The organism is Bacteroides sp. MSSM.1001136sp1_RTP21357st2_D2_RTP21359_211015, from assembly GCF_040913205.1.
GTDB lineage: Bacteria > Bacteroidota > Bacteroidia > Bacteroidales > Bacteroidaceae > Bacteroides > Bacteroides ovatus.
Map to the genome: position 1 here is coordinate 82,915 of NZ_JBDFVF010000010.1, position 24,979 is coordinate 107,893.

The following is a 24,979-nucleotide window of genomic DNA, read 5'->3' on the forward strand; positions in this document are numbered from 1 at the left end:
TTTTTTACTCAATGCTATTGAAAATTTTATCTACCACCTATTCAAACAATAGCCTTAATCTGAACCCTTTTCAGCCAATTCAATCATATAGCTATAAACATATTTTTTATCAAGCAAACGATATTTATTGTACGGATACATCCCCCAACTATTATCGCCTCCTAATCCGCGTTGCTTTAAATCAACATGCAGGAAAATATTCTTTTGCGGAACAATATCAATGGTATGCTGTAATTTACGGGTCAAACCGGGATCAAGGTCTTCCGGTGAGAAATGCAGAGCGGAAAATGCGATAGGTTGCAGACCTGTAATTTTCACTCCCTCTCCTTCACTATTCAATAAAGCCAGCCAACGAACATCTGTTTTATTTCCGGTTTCCTGTGGACGTATATACCAATAGAACTGATTTTCGACTTTATCCTCATATCGTCCGATAAACGAACTTGAATAACGGTCGATGTAGTTTTCCAAAGGCCCTCTGCCGTAATATGTCAGATTCTCATAGGATTGTTGCAATTCCATCCGCATACCGAAGCGGGGAAGTTCGGGAAGTCTCGTTCCTGTCAAGTCAATACTTCCTGTCACGATAATAGAACCATTATTGCGTATCAAATATTCCATTGTATAAGGAACCTGAATATCACTCAATATCCAATCAACCTTTATGGACAATCCTTTTTCGTTCTTTTCCTCTATAACCACGCTCTTCACATAACGGTTAATATGTGCTGTCCGCCAGACACCTGCCAAGCCGGGCATTTTATTCCCGAAATCATTGTCAACCGGAGCACGCCAAAAAGCAGGTTCCGGGTATTGCCTAATAGGTTGTTTACCGTTTATACAATAATTAAATAGCACTCCTTTTTTCAAATCAATCTTACCGGAAACAGTACCCGACTGAAAAGATAAAACATTGTCTTTTGTTTCATAAGACAACTTACCCGAACAAACAGGAAGAGAAGTAAAGAAACTGCTCTTATTTAATTTTATCTGTTCTTTAGCTACTTCATAATGTACAGGAACTAAATCGGTAGCAACCTTTGTATAGGCATAGAGATTGAGAAAATATTCATTTCCATCTTCTGGAATGACTGGAAGATTCAATCGTACCTCTTTTTCCGCATGAGGTTTTAATTCAACATTGAAATTTCCTGTAGAGAATTTCTCTCCGTTTTTATATACTTCCCAAGTGAAAGCATATTCATTCAAATTGGTAAAGTCATAACGGTTCCTAATTGAAATAATTCCTTTACTCAAATCTTTCGCATTAAACTGAATGTACTGATAGACTTTCTTTACTTCATACGCTTGCGGCTTGGGAATACCATTAGCGGAGATTAAGCCATCGGTTCCTGTATTTAGTTCCCCTTTCTTATCTTCCAACCATTTATAACTTCCCATTTTGCCATTGTACATCCAGTAGGTACGTCCGTCTCTCGGTTTTGTCTTCATTTTAAATCCTTGATCCATAAAATCCCAGATAAAGCCGCCTTGCAAATTAGGACTGTCATAAATAACATCCCAAAGGTCTTTAAAATTTCCATTGCTATTCCCCTGGGCATGAGCATACTCACACATGATAAACGGACGCTGTTTACCAGACTTGGCATATTCCGTTATTTTCCACATATTAGGATACATCGGACAAACAATATCTGTATTCCAATCTTCCCAAGCTTGTTCGAACTGTACAAAACGGCTTGGATCGTATTCTTTCAGTCGTTTATATTCATCATGGAATACGATTCCATTACCACATTCATTTCCTAATGACCAGCCTATGATACATGGATGGTTTTTATCTCTTTCCACCATTCGAGTGATACGGTCTACATGGGCTGCATACCATTCGGGACGATAGGCGAGATGCGGTACCGTATCTTTGAAATAAGGCACTGATCCCATTCCGTGGGTTTCAATATTAGCTTCATCTACAATGTAAATGCCATATTGGTCGCATAATTTATAAAACAACGGATGATTGGGATAATGGCTGGTACGAACGGCGTTCATATTCAGTTGCTTTATCAGCTTCAGGTCATTCATCATAATTTCACGAGTTTGAGTATGACCCAAACTATCGTTATGTTCATGTCGGTTGACACCCTTTATATAAGTCGGAACGCCATTCACTAATAGTTGGGCATTCTTTATTTCTATCTTTCTGAAACCTGTCTTATAGGCAGTAACTGCAAGCTGCTTGTTTTTATCATCCAAAAGTGTGATGACACAATCATAAAGAGATGGTTTTTCGGCATTCCATTTAGAAACATTCTTTATGACGCCCGAAAAAGCTAACCGGGTAAACTCTTCTTTTACGTTAAATTTCTTTTGTTGTGACAAAACTGTTTTGCCGGTTTTATCCAATAATTCCAGTTTGAGTGTTCCTTTTTTCATATGGTTGCCTGTAAATTCACGCAAATCTACGGTAACATTGAATATACCATTTTTATATGCGCCATCCAAACTTGATTTTAAGAAAAAATCCCAAATAGTCAGTTTAGGGTAAGCTTGCAAGAATACATCACGCTCAATCCCAGTCAGTCGCCAAAAATCCTGATCTTCCATATAGCTACCATCATGCCAGCGATAAACTTGCACTGCCAGTACATTCTCTCCTTCTTTCAGATAGTTAGTCACATTAAATTCAGCCGGGGTTTTGGAGGCTTTAGTCATACCGACCTTTTGAGCATTTACGTATATTTGTGCATAGCCCGTTATGGAACCGAAATGAAGCATTACCTCTTTGTTTTGCCAGTTAGACGGAACAGTGAAAGTCTTTCGATAAGTTCCTACCGGATTTTCCACATCAACATAGGGTGGATTAGGTGAAAAAACATATTGTATATTGCGGATAATGGGTTCTCCAAATCCTTGTAGCTCCCAGTTGGAAGGTACTTCAATATCAGACCAGTAATCGCTAGATAAATCCATACGATAAAACTGTTTTTCACTTTTATCAATAGCAGGTGAATAGATGAATTTCCATTTACCATTCAGTGATTTATACCAAGGAGACAATTCATATTCATCTTTAATAGCATCCCCGGAACGATCATAAATCATAAAATCAGTATGTGGTTGTTCCTTATTCCACTCGTATTTTACAGGATTCTCCCATTCATTCTGCTGGCTATATACGATGGTTGTTCCAAACAAAAAGAAAAGAATAGAAAGAATAAATGCTCTTTTTATCATATTTTCTAATAAATCAAATAAGTTTAAATCAACAAAAGAGAGAGTGCCAAAAGCTCGTTTAACCATAGAAAGAACTTTTGGCACATCATTCTGTTAAAACTCTTCAGTAAACTTTATATAGACTTCTTATTCTCTAGTGTACATGAGCGTACCAAATCCTAAATCATCAGCTTCAGCCGTCCCTCTGTGACCACCTCCTTCCGGACGCATTTTCTCTGCAAACTCTTGTGAATAGGGTGCTTTTATTCCCTTTACTTTTACATAATGGTTATAGATAAGTTCCCATCCCGGACGAGCACGCCCTCTTCCATCAGCCGCAACGACATTATGCCATCCTTCTTTACCTGAATAATAAGGTGTATAAGGTAAATCAACAGCTTCTTCGGGATTCACATTATATTTGGCTGTATATTCACACAAATCAAGCACGATATTATCTTTATAGGAAAATAAATCTATACCTATATTATAGGCAGTTTGACAAAAATAAGCATGGAGAGGAACATTCAAGGTAGAATGTCCTTGGTCGCGTCCCATTTCCTGGCTTTGAGCTAAATGTTTACCGATAACTTTTCCGGCAGGATCTTCATGCATCGCCACTACAGATTTGTCAATACATCCCATACCTTCACCTTCATAGAAGTATCTCAATGCCAAGTTAATCTTATCTGCATCATCACACAAGACACCTATAGAAAGAATTGTCAACATTGCAGGTAAATCCCAACTCATCCAACCATCTTCAGGTGCCGAATTAAAATGGTCTCCGAGGAATTGATAGCAGATAGGATAAAAAACACTGGTTATCCATTCTTTGAAATACTCAAAATCTTCTTTCTTCCATCCCGGATAATCACGCATAATTTCTGCCGGATTGGCAAATTGATATCCAATAAAACCAGCTGCCAGTAAACGATGGCCGTCAGTCTGCCCTGTCGTTACATTCACTCCCTTACAGGTTTTCGCCCATTTATTCAGAATATCAATGGAAGCTTTGGCATAATCCTCATCACCGGATATTTTCCATCTTAAAGCCAGTTGATAAGCTGCTGCCGCATCAAAAGCTGCAGTATTAAAGTTTCCTCCACTAGAGGTTCTGATAATTTCCTCTTGTGGCCTGGCAGTCCAGGTTAGCTTTGCCCCATCGCTTTCCAGCAATTTATTCCATCCGTCAAACCAGGGTTGGGCCTGTTGGTCGACTTTAGATTTTACATAATCAAAGTCAGCCTGCGTATGCACCAAACAAGGATGCTTTATTGTAAATTCATAACTTACAGGTTCCCATGAATCAATGTCAGAAACACCATTCTCGAATTCTGCACTGCAACTTGTCCCGATAAAGGATAAAGAGCCTATTACTAAATTTAAAATTATCTGTTTCATATCTTTCAACTATTTTATTCAGCACCTATATATGCCTTAAGTTCTTCTACCGATTTAAAAGATTTCACCCAATAAACTTCATAAGATATATTTTCTGTCGTTCCCAAGTTCTGTATACGATAAAGATATTCATCCAATGTTTTAGCTTCATTCGTTGGCAATTTTGCCTTACCCAAATTATGCTCGGCCAAATTAGCATAGAATACAGGAACTCCATCAGCAGAGTCTATTAATGTTTGAGGTTTCCAAACATCATAACTACCATTACAACCGACATAAGCACCCCCTAAATCCTTACCGGTCCATGAGTCAAATGTCAAACGACAAGTTGTTTCTATCTTTGTCATCTTAATTGCGACAATAGGATATAGTCCTGCATGGAAATCAGTATCCGGTATTCTGTGTATAGATGCTTTTTTCAAGGAGGCAGAAGCCTTGACCAACAATTTTCCATTCACAATTTCCGCAGATTCCGCATCACTTCCAAATTTCTCCCAATTACTTACACCATACAAAAAGGTATCATTAATTTTCCCTTTAATCACAGTTACTTCAAGAGACTTCTCTATATCTCCACTCTTAGCTATCAAACGGGTTGTACCGTAAGCTTTGACCGTAAATACTCCGCTTTCTTTATTTATGCTCACCACATTCGCATTCTCACTCGACCATTCTATTGCTGAAACCGTTGCATTCGCCGGCACAGGGGTTATATTCAGCACAGAGGTTTCGTTCAACGCCAGTTCTTTCTGCGATTCATCAAAAAGAATATCTCTTAATGGCACTATTTCTTTTACCTCCACCGTTATAACCTTTGAAAAATGGCTACCGTCTCTCGCTTCTATTCTGATTCGTGCCGTCCCCGGAGTAATTCCTTTTATCAATCCACTTTCCGAAACGGTTGCGATTTCGGGTGTTTCACTAATCCAATTCAAGGTAGTATAAGTTACAACTTCAGGTGTAAAGCTCGTCTCTAATTGAAGCGAAGCGGTAACATACACAGATAACTGGTCTTCACCTTTTACATGAATATCCTGAATCTTTATAATCTCATCAATCACTTCCACTTCTATTGTTTTAGTTGCCGCAAATCCTACTTCCGGCATAGCAGTGATATACACCTTACCTAGTTTATGGGCGGTAATTCGTCCTTCTGCATTTACACTGGCAATCTCTTTATTTGCTGAGGTCCAAAGCAGATTCTTATTACCTGCATCATCAGGAAGTACAGTATAGGCAATCAATGAATCCGTATTAACCAACAACGGAAGCCGCTCTGTAACTTTCAGCTCTATCGCTGAGATTATTTTTTCACTTCCCAATGCTTCAAAATTGTCTTCGTCTTTACAAGATGTTCCCAATAAAGATAAGGCCATCATGGCTATCAGCGAAAAGACTCTATATTTATAGATTAAATTTATCTGTTTCATAATTCTCTATTTTATTATAAACATGGTATTTATTTATCCCATCCTGGATTCTGCTTCAAATTCGGATTAAGCAATAACTGGTCTGTCGGCAATGGATATAAATAATGTTTGTCATTCCAAATTCGTCCGGATTCTAAAATTAAGCATCCATCCGCATTGACAGGACTGGAAACACTTGGCCATTCTTTCTCAAATTCGGTACCTTTCCATTTTACTCCCAGCAAATCCATTTTCATTTCTTCTCTCGCCGTATACCATCTTTTTAAGTCATCCATTCTGAATCCTTCATCAAAAAGCTCTACTGTGCGTTCTCTGCGAATTTCCGTACGCATATTAAGTCCATTCTCCGCTACAAACTGATTAGTCAGGTCTTTCATATCAGGATTTATACGTTTACGTACCAGGTTCAATGATTTCTTTAAATCAGTATCCGAAATCTCGTCATCACGCTCGAATATTGCTTCCGCATAATTTAATAATACTTCCGCATAGCGGATAATCGGAAAATCATATCCCTCTTTTCCTGTTGCAACCGTTCGTTCGGTACACCATTTTTGTGTAAAATAGCCGCTGCCTCCTTTTTGTGCAGGATTAAACGGAGCAAAGGTGGCATTCTTCTTATCATCGGCATCCCCTGTCCAATTCACCCGTCCGGGGCCATTACTCCAATAATAGTCACCATTGACCATCATCGTATTTACCATGCGATTGTCACGGCCTTGAAACTCGGATTCCATATCCTGATAATTCCAAACAGCCGGATCAATCGGAAGCCCGTTTTTATCAAGATACATATTAGCCATTTTACGTGTAATATACAGTGCATTACCTAAACGCCCCTGGGTAATATTAAATCCAATGGCGCTAATAACCTCATCATGTCTCCGGTAAAAAATATATTCCTTATTATCCTTTTTCGTCAATCCTGCCGGATTGGATTTTACATTTTCCAGTATAAAAAGATACTTATAGGCGGTAGTAGCCAGTTCTTCGCCCGGTTTGAATAGAGAGAATGTATTGCTTTTGATAACTTCGTCAGCAGCATTTACAGCTATATCCAATAAAGATTTAGACCGCTCTGTATTTTGATTTCCATTACGGGATTTCAGCCAAGTACCTTCATATAAAGCTACTCTTGACAGAAAAGCTTGTGCCGCCTCTCTTGAAACACGTCCTTCATCAGATGCCGCAATATTCTTAAAAGCAGGAAGCATATCTATCGCTTCTCTCAAATCCTGGATTATAAAGTCGATGACATCTTCGCGGGAATCTCTTGCTTTCTGCAATTCCGCAGATGTGATTCCCAACGGTTGCCGTACTATAATAATATCACCATAGACCTGTAATAAATCAAAGTGTAAATAAGCACGGAAAAATCGTGCCTCGCCAACTGATGTCTTTATATCTTCTTTTATCGGATAATTTTCCGCATTCTGCAAAAGAAGATTTACTTGACGGATGCGGTCATAATTATCGGTATAATTCTTATCCGAAGAAGGTATGGAATATGTACCGTTACTATACACATCCAAGGTAGCACCAGTCCTTAAGTCTGAACGTCCGTCGCTATGAGGGCCGTCATCCAAAGCTTTAAAATCACGTGTCCAACTATAAAATTGACTGGCAAATAATTTATATTGTTCGGGATTCTTCCAAAGATTCGTCTCTGCCAATTGAGCTTCCGGTTCCAAATCCAAACATGACTGGAAAGAAAAACAAAGAGCCGACAATAAAACCATATATAATTTAAACTGTTTCATAATTCATTCTATTTAAAAAGTTGCATTAACTCCTACTGTAAATGTTCTATTGAATGGATAGCGTTGTTTATTTTCTACTTTCCGGGTTGCTTCCGGATCCCATCCATCATGAATGTAAGATTTCTCCCACAAATCACTTCCTGATACATATACTCTCAAGTTGGTCATGAAATTCCCCATTTTATTCAGTACAGATTTGGGTAATGTATATCCCAACACCACATCTTTCAGCCTTAAATAAGCACCATTATCAGCAGACCACGTAGAAGACATATAATTATAATCATTCAGATTCGTGTTGTTTGTATAAGTCGGATAGTAATTATCCGGCGTTTCCGGACTCCAGACATTGCCTACCGATTGATTGGTGGTATTCAGCCAAATTGCTTTAAAAGGTACTTTCCAGGCATCAATGCTACGGTAAACAGTTCTTTTTCCTACTCCCTGAAGAACTGCAGAGAAGTCAATTCCCTTCCATGCAAATCCAAGATTAAAAGAGAATGAGAATTTGGGATCGTCGGAACCTAAATAGATCAAATCCTCCTGACTCAACTTACCGTCATTATTAACATCCTCATACATGTTGTCTCCAAGTCTCAAATTAGCCGGCATTCCGATACTATTATTCATAAGATAGCGTTCCTTGTATTTCTTCAATTGTTCCTCATTCTGTATTTTACCAACGCAACGATAACCAAATACAGAATTCAACGGATAATCGTTCAATGCAGAATTGTAACCTACGGCTTTCACATTCTCACCACCGCTGATTAACTTATTCTCCATATATGTCAAAGTCGCTCCTACATGATAGCTAAAGTCCGAGATTTTATCTTTCCATATCAATGTCCCGTCATATCCTTTACTTTCAAATTTACCGCTGTTCATATCGGGAGCTTTGCTTCCCAATACTCCCGGATATAGTTTGCCTACAAGCATATTATTATTCTTTTTCATAAAAAGCTCAAAACTACCGGATAAACGGCCTCTTAGTGCTGTGAAATCCAAGCCCAAATTATAATTGTGAATACGTTCCCAGGTTCTCTCCGTACTAACCAAGTTGCCAGCTTTCAAATATGAAGTCAATCCGTCACCCAAATATGCTCCTGCATTGGATACCGATTCATATAACTGAATGCCATCATAGCGACTAATACCACTCTGATTACCAACCTCACCATAGGAAGCCCTCAATTTAATTTCATCTACATAATTTCTTACCACTTCCATAAAAGGTTCCTGGGTAATTCGCCATCCACCGGAAAAGCCATAAAAGAAATTCCAACGATTTTCCGGCTGAAACTTTGAAGAGCCGTCATAACGGGCATTTGCCTCAATCAGATACTTTTCTTTATAATTATAATTCACACGGCCAAAATAGGACATGATAGCTTCTTTCCATTTATCCACCTTATCAATAGATACGATACCTGTTCCATTCAAAACTCCTAAAGTCGGATCTACATTCTTGGCCTTTGTACTGCTGTATTCATATTCTGTCCGGTCATACTGAGTTCCTACCATGGCAGTAAGACCATGCACCTCATTCAATTGGGTAGTATAACTCAAAAATGCTGCTGCTGTATAATTATCCGTGCGTGCCGAACTTTTCGTATAAGAACTGTCATCCTGAGTCGGGAACGGACTATTTTCACTTTTTATCGGATTTCCATTATAGCTATACCACTGGATGGAAAAGGTATTGTTCATCCCTGATTGCGCTATTCGTGCTATATCCTAATGTTACATTGACATCCAACCCTTTCATCAGATTATATTTAAACTGTTCGTTCACATTCATTGCAGTTACAACCAATTTATTGTCACCACCTAATTCCGCCTGCCAGTTACGAGTATATTGTCCACCCCATGCATAAGGTTTACCATCAATAGTGGAAACCGGAAACCCCGGCTGCGGGATGGACACACCTAATGTAGCCCCTATTTGAGTGGGAGATACTTGATTTTGGCGACTTGCCGACATTACAGACTCAACAGAAAAGCGTTCTGTCAACTTAAAGCTGTTTGAAAGACGTACATTAAAGCGCTCATTTGAATTATTTCCCCATTGCAAAGTTCCTTCGTCATACAAATATCCTGCGGATAAACGGTAAGTATTTTTATCAGTCCCCCCTGATATACTCAAGTCATGCTGTGTTGAGTTGGCACCTCCCCACAAAACATCAGTCCAGTTAACATCATCCATAAATACGAAGTCCGCAACTCCTGCAAATGAACCAGGAATCGGATCAGGGTTTTGTCCATCGGTCAGGTCTATATACTTTCCTTTCATCTTCTGTGCCAGTTTAGCATAACGCACCCAAGTGTAGTCATCTCCCCTACCATCATTATAACATGCCTGGATAATGCCATCCATCCACTCGTCATAGCTCATCATCCGGGGTTGTAGCCCTACTTTTTTACGGGTATATGAACCATTATATTCAACTCTCGGTTTTCCGCCCTTCGCCTTTTTAGTTGTAACGAGAATTACTCCACCTGCTGCTTTAGATCCGTAAATGGCGGCAGATGCGTCTTTTAAGAAATTGATGGATTCTATATCAGCAGTATTCAGTTGAGCCATTTCACTCACACCGCTAGCCGGAACACCGTCTATTATCAGTAAAGGTTCTGTTGAGTTTTTAGATACTGCACCACGAATAGAAATGCCCCAGCCTTCTTCTCCAGGAGCTGCTGAAGAGCGTGTAATCCGCAAGCCCGGCACTTGTCCCTGCATTGCCTGGAGTGGGTTGGCTACTGTACCTTTGTCTTTAAATATTTTCTGGTCTACTACGGCTACCGAACCGGTCAACGATTCTTTTTTCATTGTACCATAACCGACTACTACGACTTCATCCAATACTTCTGTATCTTCGTGCATGACAATACGTGCCAAATTCGTGCCTTTTACGGGAATTTCCAATGTCTTATAACCTATAAAAGAGATAGTCAAAGTACCGCCCGATACATTATTTAAAACAAAATTTCCATCTATATCGGTTATTGTCCCGTTAGTGGTACCTTTAACCATAACATTGGCACCGATGACAGGATCGCCATTGGAATCCACAATTTTTCCTTTGATTGCACCAGCCTGTAATACGGCTTGTACTTCCCCAGCATCTGCAAAGACAGTCTGCGAACCACCTGCTAGAAGAGCAGAGGCTACCACCGTGGAGAATAGAATCCTTCTCGATGAAAATCTGAAGAGATTTTTTTTCATATACATAAAATTTAAAACTAACATTTATACTATTTATTCTAATATTAGATACACTGTTGGATATATTCGCGGATTTCTTTCCGGCTGATAAACAAATGGTTTTCTACTGTACGGACAGATAACCCGAGACAAGCGGAAATATCCGCTGATGATTTATGACCGAAACGGCTCATCGCATAAATTTTCCTCCGTTGTGTAGGAAGCCGAAAAATCCTGTTCTGCTCACATGTAGATATATCATTGGCTATTATCTGACTCTCTACGTCGTCATTGGTAGAGGTAGGAATCTGATCTAAAAAATAAGATGTGATTTCCTGCATTTTATAATGACGACGCAGATAATCAGTAACCAGATTCCGACAAATAGAGAAGATAAAATACTTTACTGTTTCCGGTCGCAACATTTGCTTATAATCCATCAAACGTAAAAATACATCTTGAGCCAGATCTTTCGCGTCTTCATCTTTTCCTATCTTATATAAGATATACAAGTAAACGGAATGATGATAATTCTGATAAGAATCAGTAATCAACTGTACGGATGACATATCTATATTTTCCATTGCTTAGATTTTTGTTTATCATTACGTTGGCAAATATAGAGGGTAAATATGAAAACGGATATTCAAAAAGAAAGAGATAAATTCCGTCCTATTGGCAGAGAGCAAGCAACCTAAATACAATCTAATTATCAAGCAGTTAACTTATAACCTCAGAGAGTCTCAAATAATAAATTGAGACTCTAAAGAGATATTTATCAATCTAAAGTTTAAAATAAAAGGTACATAGGTATACTATTCTCCATTAGTCTTTCCGATACTTCGAATATATTCATTCGGAGTAATTCCAATAACCTTTTTAAAATAGCGAAAGAAAGAGGTGCGCGAACTAAAACCACATAGTTCGGCTAAAGCTGTCAACGTATATTTAGAATATTCATCTTTACCAACTAAACGCTTAAACTCTTCTATGCGATAGTCATTCAAATAGTCATAATAGTTTTTATCCAAATATTGATTGAATAAATAGGATAATGTATAAGTGGAAACATTCAATATTGCAGCCAAATCTGCTATTTTCAGATTTGGATTAACATATAATCGATCCCTTTGCATCAGAAATTCCAGCTCGCCAGTCAAGCGTCTACATTCTTCTTCAGTCACATTGCTCTTTCTATATTTTTCTTCAATCACCGGTTGCTGTTTTTCCTTCGATTGAATTAGGTTGTTTCGTTTTATTCTCCGGCGATAATATATATATAAGAAAGTTATTATCAATATCACTAAAACAGTCACACTCCACATAACAGCATTGAAGCGAGGAGCAATAGTCACCATCAGACAAATTTCTGACTCCGGATCATCCACCCGATGAATTCTAAACTGATAATTACCTGATGATAAATCATAATAGGTTATTTCAGATTGTCCACTCAATAATTGCCAGTCGCTATCTATCCCTTCCATCTTACATTTATAAGACATATATGCAGGCTCCGAATAGGTGAACCCAGAGAAACGGATTGTCAGATTACGCTGATCTGCTTCCAATTTTATTTTATACACGTTATTTTCTCTGCTCATCTTAGCATAAACCGATTGCTTTCCATTCACTAATACATCGGTAAAAGCAACCGGATAATGCCATTTTGCTTTTCTGCCATTTTGTTCCGAGATCAGATAAATCATACCTTTCGAGTTGCCGAACCACATCGTACCCTCTTCATCTATCACAGGGAAACAAGTAATAAATATAGAACTAGGCAAGCCATCTACGAAATTATAGGGAATAAAATTATCTTTTTTATCATAACGATATAAGCCCCAATTAGTACCAATCCACAACCAACCTTCATGATCTTCTATAATAAACATTGCATCCTTTCCATCCAAAGGAGTGCCCGACTGCATTCTCCGAAAATGATTCATCGACAAATCAGATATAAAAATTGCACCTTTATCCGGAAGGAAATAAAGCTCATGATTAGAATCTTCGTATACTGTCCGGATTTTATCTTTATGAATAAACCCTTCAGGAAACATATCCGACTTCAAACTATTGGTTGACGGATCCCAAATGCATAAACCGTTTTCTGTACAAATCCATCCTTTACGAGTGGAATCAAAACATATATCATATACATTTTCTCCCGGTAATTTCGAATTTTCGGTAGTATAATGCCGGATTTGCTTTCCATCTCTATAACAGTAAAGTCCCATAGACGTCGCCATCCACAAACTTCCTTCATCATCCGATTTTATGCAAAACACATGTCCTTTCAGGAATGGAGCTGATTTTAAGTCTGCTGTTTCAAAATCGGATAAAGTCAACGTGGAAGGGTTGAGGATATATATACCGCCACCATAAGTACCTATGTAATACTTTCCTTCAAAAGCATAAATACACAAGATCATATTGGAACGTAATTCGGGAACCTTAAAACTTTTAAACCGCTGTTTCTTTTCGTCTATATAGAAAAGTCCATTACGCGAACCTATCAGTTTCTCGTCTTTCGAAACAGCTATTGCACGAACAGGCATCTCTTTGGAGTCGAAATAAGGAAGATAGGCATAGGTAGAAAACAACCCGCTCTGATATAGTGTATAATCCAAGCCTAACTGATAAAAACCAATCCAAATCACTCCTTCCCTATCAACCAATAATGCATAGACAGAATTGGAACGGATCGCCTGTTTATTTCCCAGTTCGTAACAAAAAGAACGAACAATCTTCATGTTATTCGCAGAAACAAAATGTACCCCATTTCCATCGGTACCTATATACAACAGATTCTTTTCATCACTGGAGAGAGACATGATAACATTACAACCCAAGTCAATTATATTTTCTTTAAACTCACCCGTCGAGCTATCAAAACATAGCAACCCATGATCCATTGTTCCTAAATAGAGCTTTTGGCCGATACGTGTCATATTTCTATAGGAGAATCCCTGTTTGTATGGATAAGAGGTTATTTTCCGGTTTGAAATATTCAGGGAATGTAATCCACCTTTGGTAAGAATCCATAAAGCTCCATTTTCATCCAAATTCAATGCAACGATAAAATTTCCTGCCGATAAGATGTCGGAACTTACTGCCAGTCGCTCCAATTGATTATTTCGATAGATAAATAATCCTTTTTCACTACCTATATACAATCCTCCATCCCGAGTTGGTAAAAGGGCACGAACACCACAATTAATAGTCTCCGGACTAAAGGGTTCCAGTTTTTCTGTTTCCTTATTAATCGTCCACAATCCCATATCATTCCCTATCCATATCCTATTACCAGCCGTCTCTGTTATTACATTCACCCATTTTTGTTTTTCATTATTCCCTAATATAGGATAATGTTTCAAATGGACTCCGTCAAAACGTTCAACAGAACTTGCCGTGCCAATCCAAATATAGCCTAATGAATCTTTATAAAAAGAGCTGACCATCAGGTCGAAAAGTCCGTCTGTTTCGGAAATGCTGCGAAAAGAGTAAGAAACCGGATAAATAGACATGCTTATGAGTAGCAGACAAAGAGTAACTAAAGCCTTTACCATATGTCGTATTAGATTATGCATAGAGGATTCATATTTAACGAAACAATGCAAACCTACATAAAATATCTCGGATTTTATATAGGTTTGCACAAAAAAACAAGGAACTTACTCTCTTTAAAAAGATAGAATCTATCCCGGATATACTTATTTATAGTCTCACCTTCACCTGCGATTTCTGATAAACTACCGGGATTTTCTTATCATTCACTTCTACAGACACAGGCTTCTTTGTGCTTCTAAAGGTGGTATTTATCTTCGGCTGTCCGTCTATCCAAAGATCAAGTTTCTTATCTTCTGCTTTCTGAATAACGAACAGCTTAGCCAATGATGAAAAGTAAGTTTCATTACCTCGTCTCAATGCACTTCCATAAGCAATGAAGAAGTCCTTAGCGTTCTTTGCTTCAGTACCTTCCGGGTAAGAGACTGCAAACATATAAGCATCTGTCATCCAGCCGTCGGGCATAATCCATGAATTACTGTGCATTAATCTTCCGTCCGCCAGTTGGTTGATATATAAATCGGTAATTTTACCTTTATGACGGATACGAAGCCCTATCCAGTCCTGCCCTTCACGTCTTTCCATTTGAGGCAGGTCTTTTTCATCGGGAGCGTCTTTCAGAATAATAGCTGTCAGTCCTTTCACACGGTTCACCTCGGCTGGTAAATGGAATGAATAATATTTTTCGGTTCCTTTCAAATCTTCCGTAGGAGCTTCTATTTCTTCCCAATATAAATCTTCGGGATAGTCGTGCACAAAATCGGACTTAGCCAGCATGCGGGGATATAAAGGACGGATGACTACTGAAGAATTTCCGTTTGTCACATTCACGTCAATGCCCGATTTCTTATAAGTTCCATTGGTATGCCATAACCATTCGAACTGTCCTACCTTATGTGTCTTCAAATCATCAATCATATAAATCACATTATCCATCCACAGGAAATGACGGAAGTTACGGCTGAAATTATTAGAGACAGGACCTGTTCCATTGGCCAAAACATATTTCACATTACCCGCATCCAAGAGATGATAAAGATTTCCTCGCAAAGTAGAGCCGCTATACTGTTGTTCACGAGGTTGTCCCTCCCCGTTGAACAGGACTACATTATGTGCCTGGCTTTGAAAAAAATAGTTGCGATAGGCAGGATTGGGATACCAGCAGTTTCCTCCATCCTTGATAATATCAACGCCTTTATGAAAAACAATAAAGGAGTTGGCATCCGCATGGGAATGATTCCACGTATGACCGCTTTTCACAGCAAGCATCGTAGCATCCTTCTCCCAAGAAGTACGCATGGTGGCCCAACCGAAATCCGAGAATAGCTGTGAGGTTTTCAAATCGGGAGTTACGGGAGCTTTACTCAAATCAGGGGTATAGAGAAAGCCCATCGGACGATTCAGGAAAAATCCATCGCGATGCTGTCCTTGCTCTACTTGGGCTATATACCACAGAATAGTCGGGTCTTTCAGTCCCAATGCATACAATAACATCATACTGGATTCTGCTGATACATTCTTATGACTATCACCAAAATTCAAACTATACAGCATACCTGTACGAGGATAGCATACTTGAGAAAAGTAGTTCGGAAGTTTTGCCAATTGGGGTATATTGCCGGGATTTTGTCCCGGATGAGTGTTTATCCAAGCGATTCGAAACAATAGGGCTTCCTGAATACCAAAGTTTGCATAATTCAAACTTTCATACATTCCTCCGGCCTCATCAAAACTCTTTGTTTTCTGTTGCAAGGCATCGCCGGCAAAGTCAAACCATTCGGGAAGTGATTCATGAAGTTGCTCCACCCAATCTTTTACCTCGGGAAGTTCATTCTGTAGGCTTAATGCTAATATTCCACCCTGGCATACACAGGAAGTCCACCAGTTGTGTCCCATAGAGTTCAAAGAATGGATTCGGGTAGGTTCCAACAGCCAGTCGCCCAAGGCAGGCTCTACAGCCAATCGTTTCAAGCCTTCGGCAATCTTTTTTCTTTCCGAAGAAGACATTATGTTATAAGCCGCATCATATCCTATGGCAGAAAGGAAGCTCTTATGTGCCATGCCCAGTTGCGAACGCCAGACTGGAATACGTGCCATCATTTCCATATCTCCCCAGGATTCGGCTTCCACAGCTTTCAAAAGAATTTCTTTGATTATATTTGCATACTCTTTATTATCCGTCATCAGATAGGCCAACGACAAATAATCCAACCGATTGAAATCTTTCTTTTGTAAGGCTTCATCGGCGGTTTTCTGAATATCCTCCCAGGCTTCCCGCAATTTCGGTTCATTCTGCATACGTTGTTTTACCTGCTGAATGCGTTGAGGGGTATACAAAAGTGAAGGATGATTTATCTTTTGTGCAGATACAAACGATGCTAATAATATTCCGATCAGGCATAGAACTATTTGTTTCATGATATTTATTGCTTTTTCATTTTACTGTTCAATATTGATTAAAAATTCTTCTAAAGCTGCATTGAATTCCTCCGGTCGCTCCATATTCATCATGTGCCCGCAATCCTCTATGATTTTCAGCTTTCCATTAGGTAGATATTCCAATATGGGAGGATTTTTTGAAAATTTGTTATCAGAAGAATGACCTTCTACAATTAAGGCAGGTACAGCAGGGTGACTCTTCTTCAATTCTTCAATAGCATCCAGCCCTGCTACTACCCGTACTTCTTTGTGTAGCGGTTGCCACGCATCCCATTCGTCAATCATCTGCCACAAAGGCACACGCATCCGTTCACGCTGGCTACCACCGGATTTCATTAATCCTTCAAACCACTCTTTCTTCATCACCTCCACTCCTTTCTTTTTCAGGGCAGCTATTTCTTCATCACGCACCTTTGCTTCTTCTTTAGTCATCGGCTCACTGGGACCCTTCGATTTCCGGATGTTTCCACTGGCTAGAAAAGCCGATAACATCCGGTCAGGGAAATACGCCAACATATCAGCAGTGATAAATCCACCCAAAGAAAGTCCGACGATATGCGCTTTCTTGATGTGCAAAGAGTCCATCAAAGTAACCAGATCTTCAACATGCATAAATTGATAATCTTCTGTTTGGGAAGAAGAAATGCCGTATCCTCTTAAATCATAGCGAATGACATGATACTTTTTCGCAAACACAGAAAATTGCTCATCCCACATACGATGGTCAAGCGAATGACCGTGTACAAAGATGATCGGTTCACCCTGACCGGCTTCCTCATAGTATAGAGAGCCGTTTCCTATATTGATACGTCCTTGTTTGACAACCAATGGCTTACCTTTCAGTATTTCTGAAACGGTCCGTGAAATGACAGGGCTGCCAAAGAAAGAAGAGAAACCGTCTTCTTTAGCAGAAGAACCTGTTACATGAGAAATGAAGAATCCGTAAACTTTATCGTGTTTATTTATCCACGGATAAGCACCGGCCCATCCCGGTGAACTAATCTGATAAGCTTCACCTGTCTTTTTATCTATTGATTCACGCCATTCTCCTAATCCGTAGATTCCATTGTGGGATTGTCCCAGTCCTTTCGCTACATAATTATCCGAGTTATTCGAAGGGATTATGGCGCCTTTCACTTGGTCGGCCTGCATTTCTTTCACAGTTTCTGCTGATATAATTTGCTTGCCATTATACATTCCATCGTGATAAATCATGGACAGGAAGTGAAGATAATCATTCATTGTAGTACACAGTCCGCCCCCTAACATGGGTGCATGTCCGCCGTCCGTGTTGATTGGGGTAAAATGAGAGTTCTTCATTTCCAAAGGTTGTGCCAGCAGTTCCTGAAAAAGAGTCTCAAACTCCTCTCCCATCGCCACTTCTGCCATTCTTCCGGCAATTTGCATGGCAAGTCCACCATATTCAAAACGAGTGCCGGGAGTAAAGACTGTATCCAAAGGGAGAATTTCAGTGACTGCCGAATCCAAATGATTATAGTTATCTACACGGGGCTCGGGAAGATATGGACGTACTCCTGATGTATGGGATAATAATTGCCGGAGAAGAATCTTACCTTTAGCATCGTCTTTAAATTCCAGCAACCATTTTTCTACCGGATCATCCCATCCCAAATCAGTACGGTCTACCACCGCGCCTATGACAGCAGCCGCTACCCATTTTCCGGCAGAAGCGACATATACTTTTGTATCGGGTGTATAATCCCGATAGTTCTTCTGAAAAATGACGGTATCATTCTTCACTACACAAATGGATGCTCCGGGGTAATATCCCTTGTCTACCCATCCTTGGATAACAGAATCCAAAGAAGAGAAGTTATACCGACTTCCCTGACCGGATGATATTTTGCAAGAACCGGACAAAAAGCAGATACTTACAAAAGCGGCAATTAATAAACGATTCTTCATTTCGTTGTTTACTATCTATTTTTCTGATTGTAAATCCCAATATACGACATAGCGCTGGCGATGCAAATCGTATAGCGGACGAATCACATCTCCTTGTTCTGTCGTAAACTTCAAATCACTTCCTACACGTTGCAAAGCACGTTCAGGGTGTTTCTTATCTAGTTTCAAAGAGGTACGCAAATGTGCTGGGACATGAAAATTATAGGTATAATAATCATTATAAAGAGCAGGATTTGAGAAAGGAGCAGGGGCTTGCATACCTTCAGTTCCCCGTTCTCCCGCCAATACCAACGGGCCATATAACAGGGCTGCCTTATCCGGGTTATCCGGAGTAGTTTCCAGTTTGATTTGCATCGGATAAGTAGCCGAGATTTGATCGCCATCTTTCCATTCACGGGTAATGGCAATATAAGAACCAGATTTCTGTTTTACAGATATTTTCTTACCATTCACCGAAACTTTTACATCCTTGCTCCACGAAGGATAGCGCAGATAAATAGTCGTGCGGACAGGATTTTCTGCCTGAAGAGTAAAACGTGTTGTTTCTTCCTGTGGGAATTCCGTTTCCTGACGGATTGTCAGTCCTTTTTCTTTCCAGGTTACCTGTGAAGGGATAAATAGATTTACATATATTCCCTGATTGTTATGGTAGTAGATGGCTTCTCCAAACTTTGCATGATTCTCAAATCCGCTACCGACACAACACCAAAAAGAGTTCTCTTTTGTGCTATACAGTTTATGAGACCCGGAAAGCAAAGGCAGAAAATAAGCTACCATACCTGTTTCAGGGTCTTGTTGTCCCAAGATGTGATTATACAATGCCCTTTCGTAATAATCTGCAATAGATGAATCGCCCGTCCAGCAGAAAAGATGGCGGCTAAGTTTGAGCATATTATAGGTACAACAAGTTTCTCCGGTATAGCCGGTCAGATGTTGGGATAACTTCTTCGGATCAAAGTAGTGTTCTTTGTCACTGCTACATCCCGGAGCAAAAGTATGATGGTCAATCATGGTGTGCCAGAAGAATTCCGATAGTTTCCTGCTTGTCTCGTTGCGGGTTAACTCGTAGTTGCGGGCTTCGGCTATCACTTTCGGGATGAAAGTATTGGTATGCTTCGTTCCCAAGTCATCACGAAGTTCTTTCAATGGGTCGATTACGTCATTGTGGTAGAAATATTCCGCCAGCCAACGATAACGTTCATCTCCCGTTATTGAGTATAAATTATAGAATGACTCATTGATACCGCCAAATTCATTGCGGATCATAAGTTTACGTGTTTCTTCACTAAGGGGTTTCAATTTATTGTATGCCCAATCACCCATTCGGGTGACGATAGTCAATGCTTTCTTATTATCCGCATACAGATATTGATCTATCAGCCCGGAGAAAAGTTTGTGCAAAGTATACCAGGGAGCCCATACACCTTTTCCCTGAATATTCCGGTTTATCAGTTCCTCGGGCCAGGCACTCAAATATCCGTTTTTCAGTGCATTCTGCACTTCTTCCAATCCGTTAACCAAGCTATCTCCTTTCAGTTTGAATATCTCACTGCCGGTAGCTGCGTACATCAAACCAAGTGCCGAGAGCATGTGTCCGGTAGTATGTCCGCGAAGCTCACAGTCCAAGGATTCCCAACCACCCAGTTTCTTCACTGTCATATATCCGCCCTCACGTCCGGCAAATACACCGGCATTGGTACGGAAGCTATGTAGCAGACGATTCACATCTATTGACGTCATCCAGGCAGAATCCCGAAACATATTATCACGGAAACGACTTGGCAACAGGCGAACATCTTTCAAATCAAAACTTTCCGCCTGAAGGGGAGCCACTGTTTCCTTTTTCAACTTTCCCTGATGTTGTCCGGGATATACAGATTGAGCTGACACTATACCCGATACTGTCAATGAACCAAACAAGATTACCGTAACTAAAACTTTCTTATTCATATTATTTCTATCTTTTATCTATAAGATACGAACAAGGTGCCTTAAACACTCAAAGCCACAAAATTATTTAATTAAGCTACAATTCTTTAATTTAAAGCCCACTTTCTTATAAAATTCATCTAAAACGTCCTATCTTTATTCCCCAAATTAAAGAAAGGAGCTACATGGATTTACGTACGGCAAATGTTACAAGATATATTCTTCCTCTGCGTGAGGGAGGCTCATTGCCTGCTCTAGCCGAAGCTGACGATGAATTTAAGTATGTAGTCAAATTCAGGGGGGCAGGACACGGAACAAAAGCGCTGATTGCCGAACTGATTGGTGGGGAGATAGCCCGTGCACTGGGTTTCAGAGTCCCCGAAATAGTTTTTCTGAATCTGGACGAGGCCTTCGGACGAACGGAAGCAGACGAAGAGATACAGGATTTACTTCAATGGAGTCGAGGACTGAATATGGGATTGCATTTCCTTTCCGGTTCGTTGACCTTTGATCCGATAGTACATCAAGTAGATGGAAAAACGGCTTCGCAAGTAGTATGGCTGGATGCCTTGCTGACTAACGTAGACCGTACCATTAAAAACACCAATATGTTGATATGGCACAAAGAACTATGGCTGATAGATCATGGGGCGTCCCTTTATTTCCACCATTCCTGGACTAACTGGCAAAAACAGGCACTGGTTCCTTTTGTACAGATAAAAGATCATGTATTATTACCGTTTGCCGATAGACTGGAAGAAGTAGATATCGAATTCAGACAGATATTGACTTCTGATAAAATCCGTGAGATAGTCAATGCTATTCCCGACGACTGGTTGAACTGGACAGAAGGCACAGAAACTCCACAGGATTTGAGAGACATTTATATTCGATTCTTAGAAGAAAGGATGAAACATTCCGAAACATTTGTAAATGAAGCGCAAAATGCAAGAAAGGCACTTATATGAATACGCAGTCATCCGTTTCGTTCCTAAAGTAGAACGGGAGGAGTTTATCAATATGGGGATTGTGTTGTTTTCCAAACAAGCCAAATACCTGAAATCCCTCTATACGATAGATGAGAACAAACTAAAACTGTTTTCTTCCGAACTGGATATGAATTGCCTGAAAGAAGGGTTACAGGTCTTTGACAAGATATGCATGGGAAATAAAGAGGGAGGAGCCATAGCCAATATGGATATTCCTGACAGATTTCGTTGGCTGACTGCAGTAAGAAGTTCCTGCATACAAGTATCTCGCCCACATCCGGGATTTTCTACTGATTTAGATAAGACTTTGGAAAGATTGTTCAAGGAATTAGTACTCTGATTCCTTGGACAATCTCTTTGTCAAACTAACGGGCAGTAATATAAAAGCTCTGTTCTACTGCTTCAGCAGTCTGCACTTTAGGTTCTCCGCTACGCCCATATTGCCAGGCTACCACTGTCACCTTTACCGGAAATTTTGCACGTGGGGGAATTTTAGTCAATGCCAGTTTATCTCCCTTTATCTCTGCCGGACCTTCTTTTACATAATAGTAAACCGGAAGGCCGGAGTCAGCAGTTCCATTTAAACTTATTTCTTTCACTGAAGCTTTTACATCGGATAGTTTCGGGAAAATTATACTTTGGGGTATCCCTTCCTTATTCCGGTAAGGAATACGAATCTCTACCTGCTGAACGGCACTCCGGTATTTATGATCCTGTTTTACGGAAGCCATCAGGCAGATGCCTCCTGTACGTTTAGGATTATCCAATCCCATCCGATAGAAACGAACAGTAAAAGTTGTATCATTCACCACTTCCACCGGACCGCAAATTCTCGACATTCGAATGGGATGCGTACTGTGTTCTTTTGAATATTCGTTCCTTAACGTATCTGTGTACACTGCTTTCAGGTGGAAAGTGACTCCGTCCGCTTCGGGTTGAAAAGAAGGAGACATACGTACATGGGATTTCGGATTGAAAGTTATCAGTTTTCCTTTTTGCTCAAAGCCGATATACTGCTCTGTCTTTCCACGCTCATTGGCGTAATATTTTTCTGTGGCATCTGCCATTTCCTTATCAAAATACCAAAACGCATGGTTCTTGTCTCCTTTATACTTATCATAGGAAGCGGCTTCGGCTGTAGGCTTTTCATTCTTTCGCCAACGGTCTGCCAGCCAGCCATTCTTTGCTTCTACCGGAATTAACTGAATCGGAGCATCCAATGACGAATGCTCCGGCAACCGATATTCCACTGTCTTTTTCAGAAAGAGAGAAAGATAATCAATCAATTCATCGGATATGTCGAAATGTCCGTGTCCTGCATCAGCAAGAAATGAAAGGGGAGCATTCGGATATTCACGACGATAATCGAAAGAGGTTATCAACCGGTCTTCCCACCATTCGTCCTCTCCCATTACCATTAATGAGGGGATACCTTCAATCGTACGGGTTCCCCAATCCAAATTCGCACGCCCGTAACCCGTCAAATGAGTTCTGGGAGAATCACCGTGAATAGAGAGTACGGCCAATGTACGTTCAGGATTCCAGGCGGCAAAGTTCCACGGATAAGTAGCCATTGCCGAGTGTCCGATGGGTATAACCGGGGCAAACTCCAGTTCTGTATATCCGCTTATTTCAGACAAGTTCTTCATCATTGTTTCAAAGATTTGTTGGGTACCTTTTGTCACGTCCCAGCGTTGGTCTATTCCGGGAGTGATCCATATCTCTGCAATTCCCAGTTTGCCCATATTCTTCCGAAATTCAGGATGCTCGAAAATTGTTTCTTCGGTCATATTGTGTTGCCCGATGATGACGGCACGGACTTGTTTACAGTTTTCCGGTATCCATAGATAGGCAGAAGGGTGGGCGTTTGTCTCTTCTGAAATCAGCTCTTTTATTTCCACTGACCATTGCCAGGGGGCTGCTGCCACCTTAGCAACCTGCATGAATAATGACAACAATACAACAAGAAAATATTTATTCATAATGCTTCTTTTAATTGATTTAACTTCCTATACTACGAATATGAAGAACAAAATACTCAAAAAACGACTATATAATAGTAGATATTAAATGCAAAGATAGAGTTATCCGTAAAAAAGGTAGCAAAACCCGTAATCTATATAAAAACAGATTACCTTTTACAGACTAACTTTGTATAGAGGAAATAAAGATAATAAAAACATTAGAATACGCTTTTATTTTAATAATATACTCGATTATGGAAAAAGTAAAATTGAACAATGGCATTGAAATGCCTATTTTAGGTTATGGTGTTTATCAGGTTACGCCTGAAGAGTGTGAACGTTGCGTGTCGGATGCAATCAGTGTGGGCTATCGTTCTATTGATACGGCACAAGCCTATCATAACGAAGAAGGTGTTGGAAATGCAATCAGTAAATGCGGCGTACCACGTGGGGAACTGTTCATCACTACAAAAGTATGGATTTCAAATGCCGGTTACGAAAAAGCTAAAGCTTCTATTGATGAATCACTTCACAAATTAAAAAGTGATTATATAGACTTACTGCTCATTCATCAGCCATTCGGTGATTATTATGGAACTTACCGGGCTATGGAGGAAGCATATAAGGCTGGTAAACTCCGTGCAATCGGTGTCAGCAACTTCTATCCTGACCGCTTTATAGACTTGGCAGAATTCTGTGAAATTACTCCTGCCGTCAATCAGGTAGAGACACACGTTTTCAACCAACAGATAAAGTTGCAGGAAGTAATGAAAGAATATGGTACTAAAATTATGTCATGGGGACCGTTTGCTGAAGGACGAAACGACTTCTTTACCAACCCGACTCTCCAGGAAATCGGTAAAGAATATGGCAAATCAGTGGCACAGGTCGCACTGCGTTATCTGATTCAACGCAATATCATCGTGATTCCTAAATCGACTCATAAAGAACGTATGATTGAGAATTTCAATGTTTTCGATTTTTCGTTAACACCGGACGATATGGCGGCTATCGCTGCGCTTGATACAGCTAAAACACTCTTTTTCTCCCACTATGATCCGGAGATGGTGAAGTGGTTGATTAATTATGGTAAATAGTGGTAAGTAGTAAATCCCAATAAAGACTACAAATGGGAATTTAGCGGTTAAATGAGAATTTATCGGTTAGGCTGAAAGCCTTACAATTATAT

Annotated in this window: 13 protein-coding genes and 1 pseudogene; 3 read left to right on the top strand and 11 right to left on the bottom strand. The window is 39.8% G+C overall.

Annotation, left to right across the window (positions count from 1 at the left end; translation table 11 throughout):
* Positions 1-54: 54 nt before the first annotated feature.
* From AB5217_RS08785 to AB5217_RS08830, 10 genes and pseudogenes are all read right to left on the bottom strand, one after another.
* Positions 55-3,198, bottom strand: coding sequence for a glycoside hydrolase family 2 TIM barrel-domain containing protein (locus AB5217_RS08785; protein ID WP_050486458.1), 3,144 nt, complete (start codon positions 3,196-3,198; stop codon positions 55-57).
* A 126-nt stretch (positions 3,199-3,324) separates the two neighbouring features.
* On the bottom strand, positions 3,325-4,581 hold the full coding sequence (locus AB5217_RS08790; RefSeq protein ID WP_032843332.1) for an alginate lyase family protein: 1,257 nt from the start codon (positions 4,579-4,581) through the stop codon (positions 3,325-3,327).
* 14 nt (positions 4,582-4,595) lie between these two features.
* Complete coding sequence (locus tag AB5217_RS08795) at positions 4,596-6,011, bottom strand: Ig-like domain-containing protein (protein ID WP_032843331.1); 1,416 nt, start codon at positions 6,009-6,011, stop codon at positions 4,596-4,598.
* A gap of 29 nt (positions 6,012-6,040) precedes the next feature.
* Positions 6,041-7,771, bottom strand: coding sequence for a RagB/SusD family nutrient uptake outer membrane protein (locus AB5217_RS08800; RefSeq protein WP_032843330.1), 1,731 nt, complete (start codon positions 7,769-7,771; stop codon positions 6,041-6,043).
* Positions 7,772-7,783: 12 nt separating this feature from the next.
* Positions 7,784-10,994 (bottom strand): annotated as a pseudogene (locus AB5217_RS08805) (SusC/RagA family TonB-linked outer membrane protein).
* A gap of 44 nt (positions 10,995-11,038) precedes the next feature.
* Positions 11,039-11,557, bottom strand: a complete 519-nt coding sequence (locus tag AB5217_RS08810; RefSeq protein WP_032843328.1) for a sigma-70 family RNA polymerase sigma factor — start codon at positions 11,555-11,557, stop codon at positions 11,039-11,041.
* 231 nt (positions 11,558-11,788) lie between these two features.
* Complete coding sequence (locus tag AB5217_RS08815; protein WP_195647013.1) at positions 11,789-14,566, bottom strand: two-component regulator propeller domain-containing protein; 2,778 nt, start codon at positions 14,564-14,566, stop codon at positions 11,789-11,791.
* 127 nt (positions 14,567-14,693) lie between these two features.
* A complete protein-coding gene (locus AB5217_RS08820; RefSeq protein WP_195647014.1) occupies positions 14,694-16,961 on the bottom strand; it encodes a heparinase II/III family protein in 2,268 nt (755 codons plus the stop codon).
* A gap of 21 nt (positions 16,962-16,982) precedes the next feature.
* A complete protein-coding gene (locus AB5217_RS08825) occupies positions 16,983-18,908 on the bottom strand; it encodes an alpha/beta fold hydrolase (RefSeq protein WP_368112805.1) in 1,926 nt (641 codons plus the stop codon).
* A gap of 15 nt (positions 18,909-18,923) precedes the next feature.
* Positions 18,924-20,858, bottom strand: coding sequence for a glycoside hydrolase family 127 protein (locus tag AB5217_RS08830; protein ID WP_195647016.1), 1,935 nt, complete (start codon positions 20,856-20,858; stop codon positions 18,924-18,926).
* Between the two features lie 164 nt (positions 20,859-21,022).
* On the opposite strand from AB5217_RS08830, the gene AB5217_RS08835 reads away from it, so the two are divergent.
* Both AB5217_RS08835 and AB5217_RS08840 read left to right on the top strand, forming a co-directional pair.
* The gene (locus tag AB5217_RS08835; RefSeq protein WP_004308580.1) at positions 21,023-21,805 is read left to right on the top strand and encodes a HipA family kinase; all 783 of its coding nucleotides are present in this window, start codon (positions 21,023-21,025) and stop codon (positions 21,803-21,805) included.
* Complete coding sequence (locus AB5217_RS08840; protein ID WP_117610819.1) at positions 21,783-22,166, top strand: DUF3037 domain-containing protein; 384 nt, start codon at positions 21,783-21,785, stop codon at positions 22,164-22,166. Before AB5217_RS08835 ends, AB5217_RS08840 begins: the two co-directional genes overlap by 23 nt.
* Before the next feature lie 25 nt (positions 22,167-22,191).
* Here AB5217_RS08840 and AB5217_RS08845 read toward each other — a convergent pair whose 3' ends face one another.
* Positions 22,192-23,808, bottom strand: coding sequence for an alpha/beta fold hydrolase (locus AB5217_RS08845; protein WP_004308579.1), 1,617 nt, complete (start codon positions 23,806-23,808; stop codon positions 22,192-22,194).
* A gap of 236 nt (positions 23,809-24,044) precedes the next feature.
* Here AB5217_RS08845 and AB5217_RS08850 point away from each other — a divergent pair, with 236 nt between their 5' ends.
* Complete coding sequence (locus AB5217_RS08850; RefSeq protein ID WP_004308578.1) at positions 24,045-24,887, top strand: aldo/keto reductase; 843 nt, start codon at positions 24,045-24,047, stop codon at positions 24,885-24,887.
* The last annotated feature ends 92 nt before the right edge of the window (positions 24,888-24,979 follow it).

Bases quoted from the DNA above. Each gene is read 5' to 3' on its own strand.
- AB5217_RS08790 (WP_032843332.1), bottom strand. From the start codon at position 4,581: ATGAAACAGATAATTTTAAATTTAGTAATAGGCTCTTTATCCTTTATC.
- AB5217_RS08835 (WP_004308580.1), top strand. From the start codon at position 21,023: ATGGATTTACGTACGGCAAATGTTACAAGATATATTCTTCCTCTGCGT.
- AB5217_RS08815 (WP_195647013.1), bottom strand. From the start codon at position 14,566: ATGCATAATCTAATACGACATATGGTAAAGGCTTTAGTTACTCTTTGT.
- AB5217_RS08800 (WP_032843330.1), bottom strand. From the start codon at position 7,771: ATGAAACAGTTTAAATTATATATGGTTTTATTGTCGGCTCTTTGTTTT.
- AB5217_RS08845 (WP_004308579.1), bottom strand. From the start codon at position 23,808: ATGAATAAATATTTTCTTGTTGTATTGTTGTCATTATTCATGCAGGTT.
- AB5217_RS08840 (WP_117610819.1), top strand. From the start codon at position 21,783: ATGCAAGAAAGGCACTTATATGAATACGCAGTCATCCGTTTCGTTCCT.
- AB5217_RS08795 (WP_032843331.1), bottom strand. From the start codon at position 6,011: ATGAAACAGATAAATTTAATCTATAAATATAGAGTCTTTTCGCTGATA.
- AB5217_RS08820 (WP_195647014.1), bottom strand. From the start codon at position 16,961: ATGAAACAAATAGTTCTATGCCTGATCGGAATATTATTAGCATCGTTT.
- AB5217_RS08825 (WP_368112805.1), bottom strand. From the start codon at position 18,908: ATGAAGAATCGTTTATTAATTGCCGCTTTTGTAAGTATCTGCTTTTTG.
- AB5217_RS08785 (WP_050486458.1), bottom strand. From the start codon at position 3,198: ATGATAAAAAGAGCATTTATTCTTTCTATTCTTTTCTTTTTGTTTGGA.
- AB5217_RS08850 (WP_004308578.1), top strand. From the start codon at position 24,045: ATGGAAAAAGTAAAATTGAACAATGGCATTGAAATGCCTATTTTAGGT.
- AB5217_RS08810 (WP_032843328.1), bottom strand. From the start codon at position 11,557: ATGGAAAATATAGATATGTCATCCGTACAGTTGATTACTGATTCTTAT.
- AB5217_RS08830 (WP_195647016.1), bottom strand. From the start codon at position 20,858: ATGAATAAGAAAGTTTTAGTTACGGTAATCTTGTTTGGTTCATTGACA.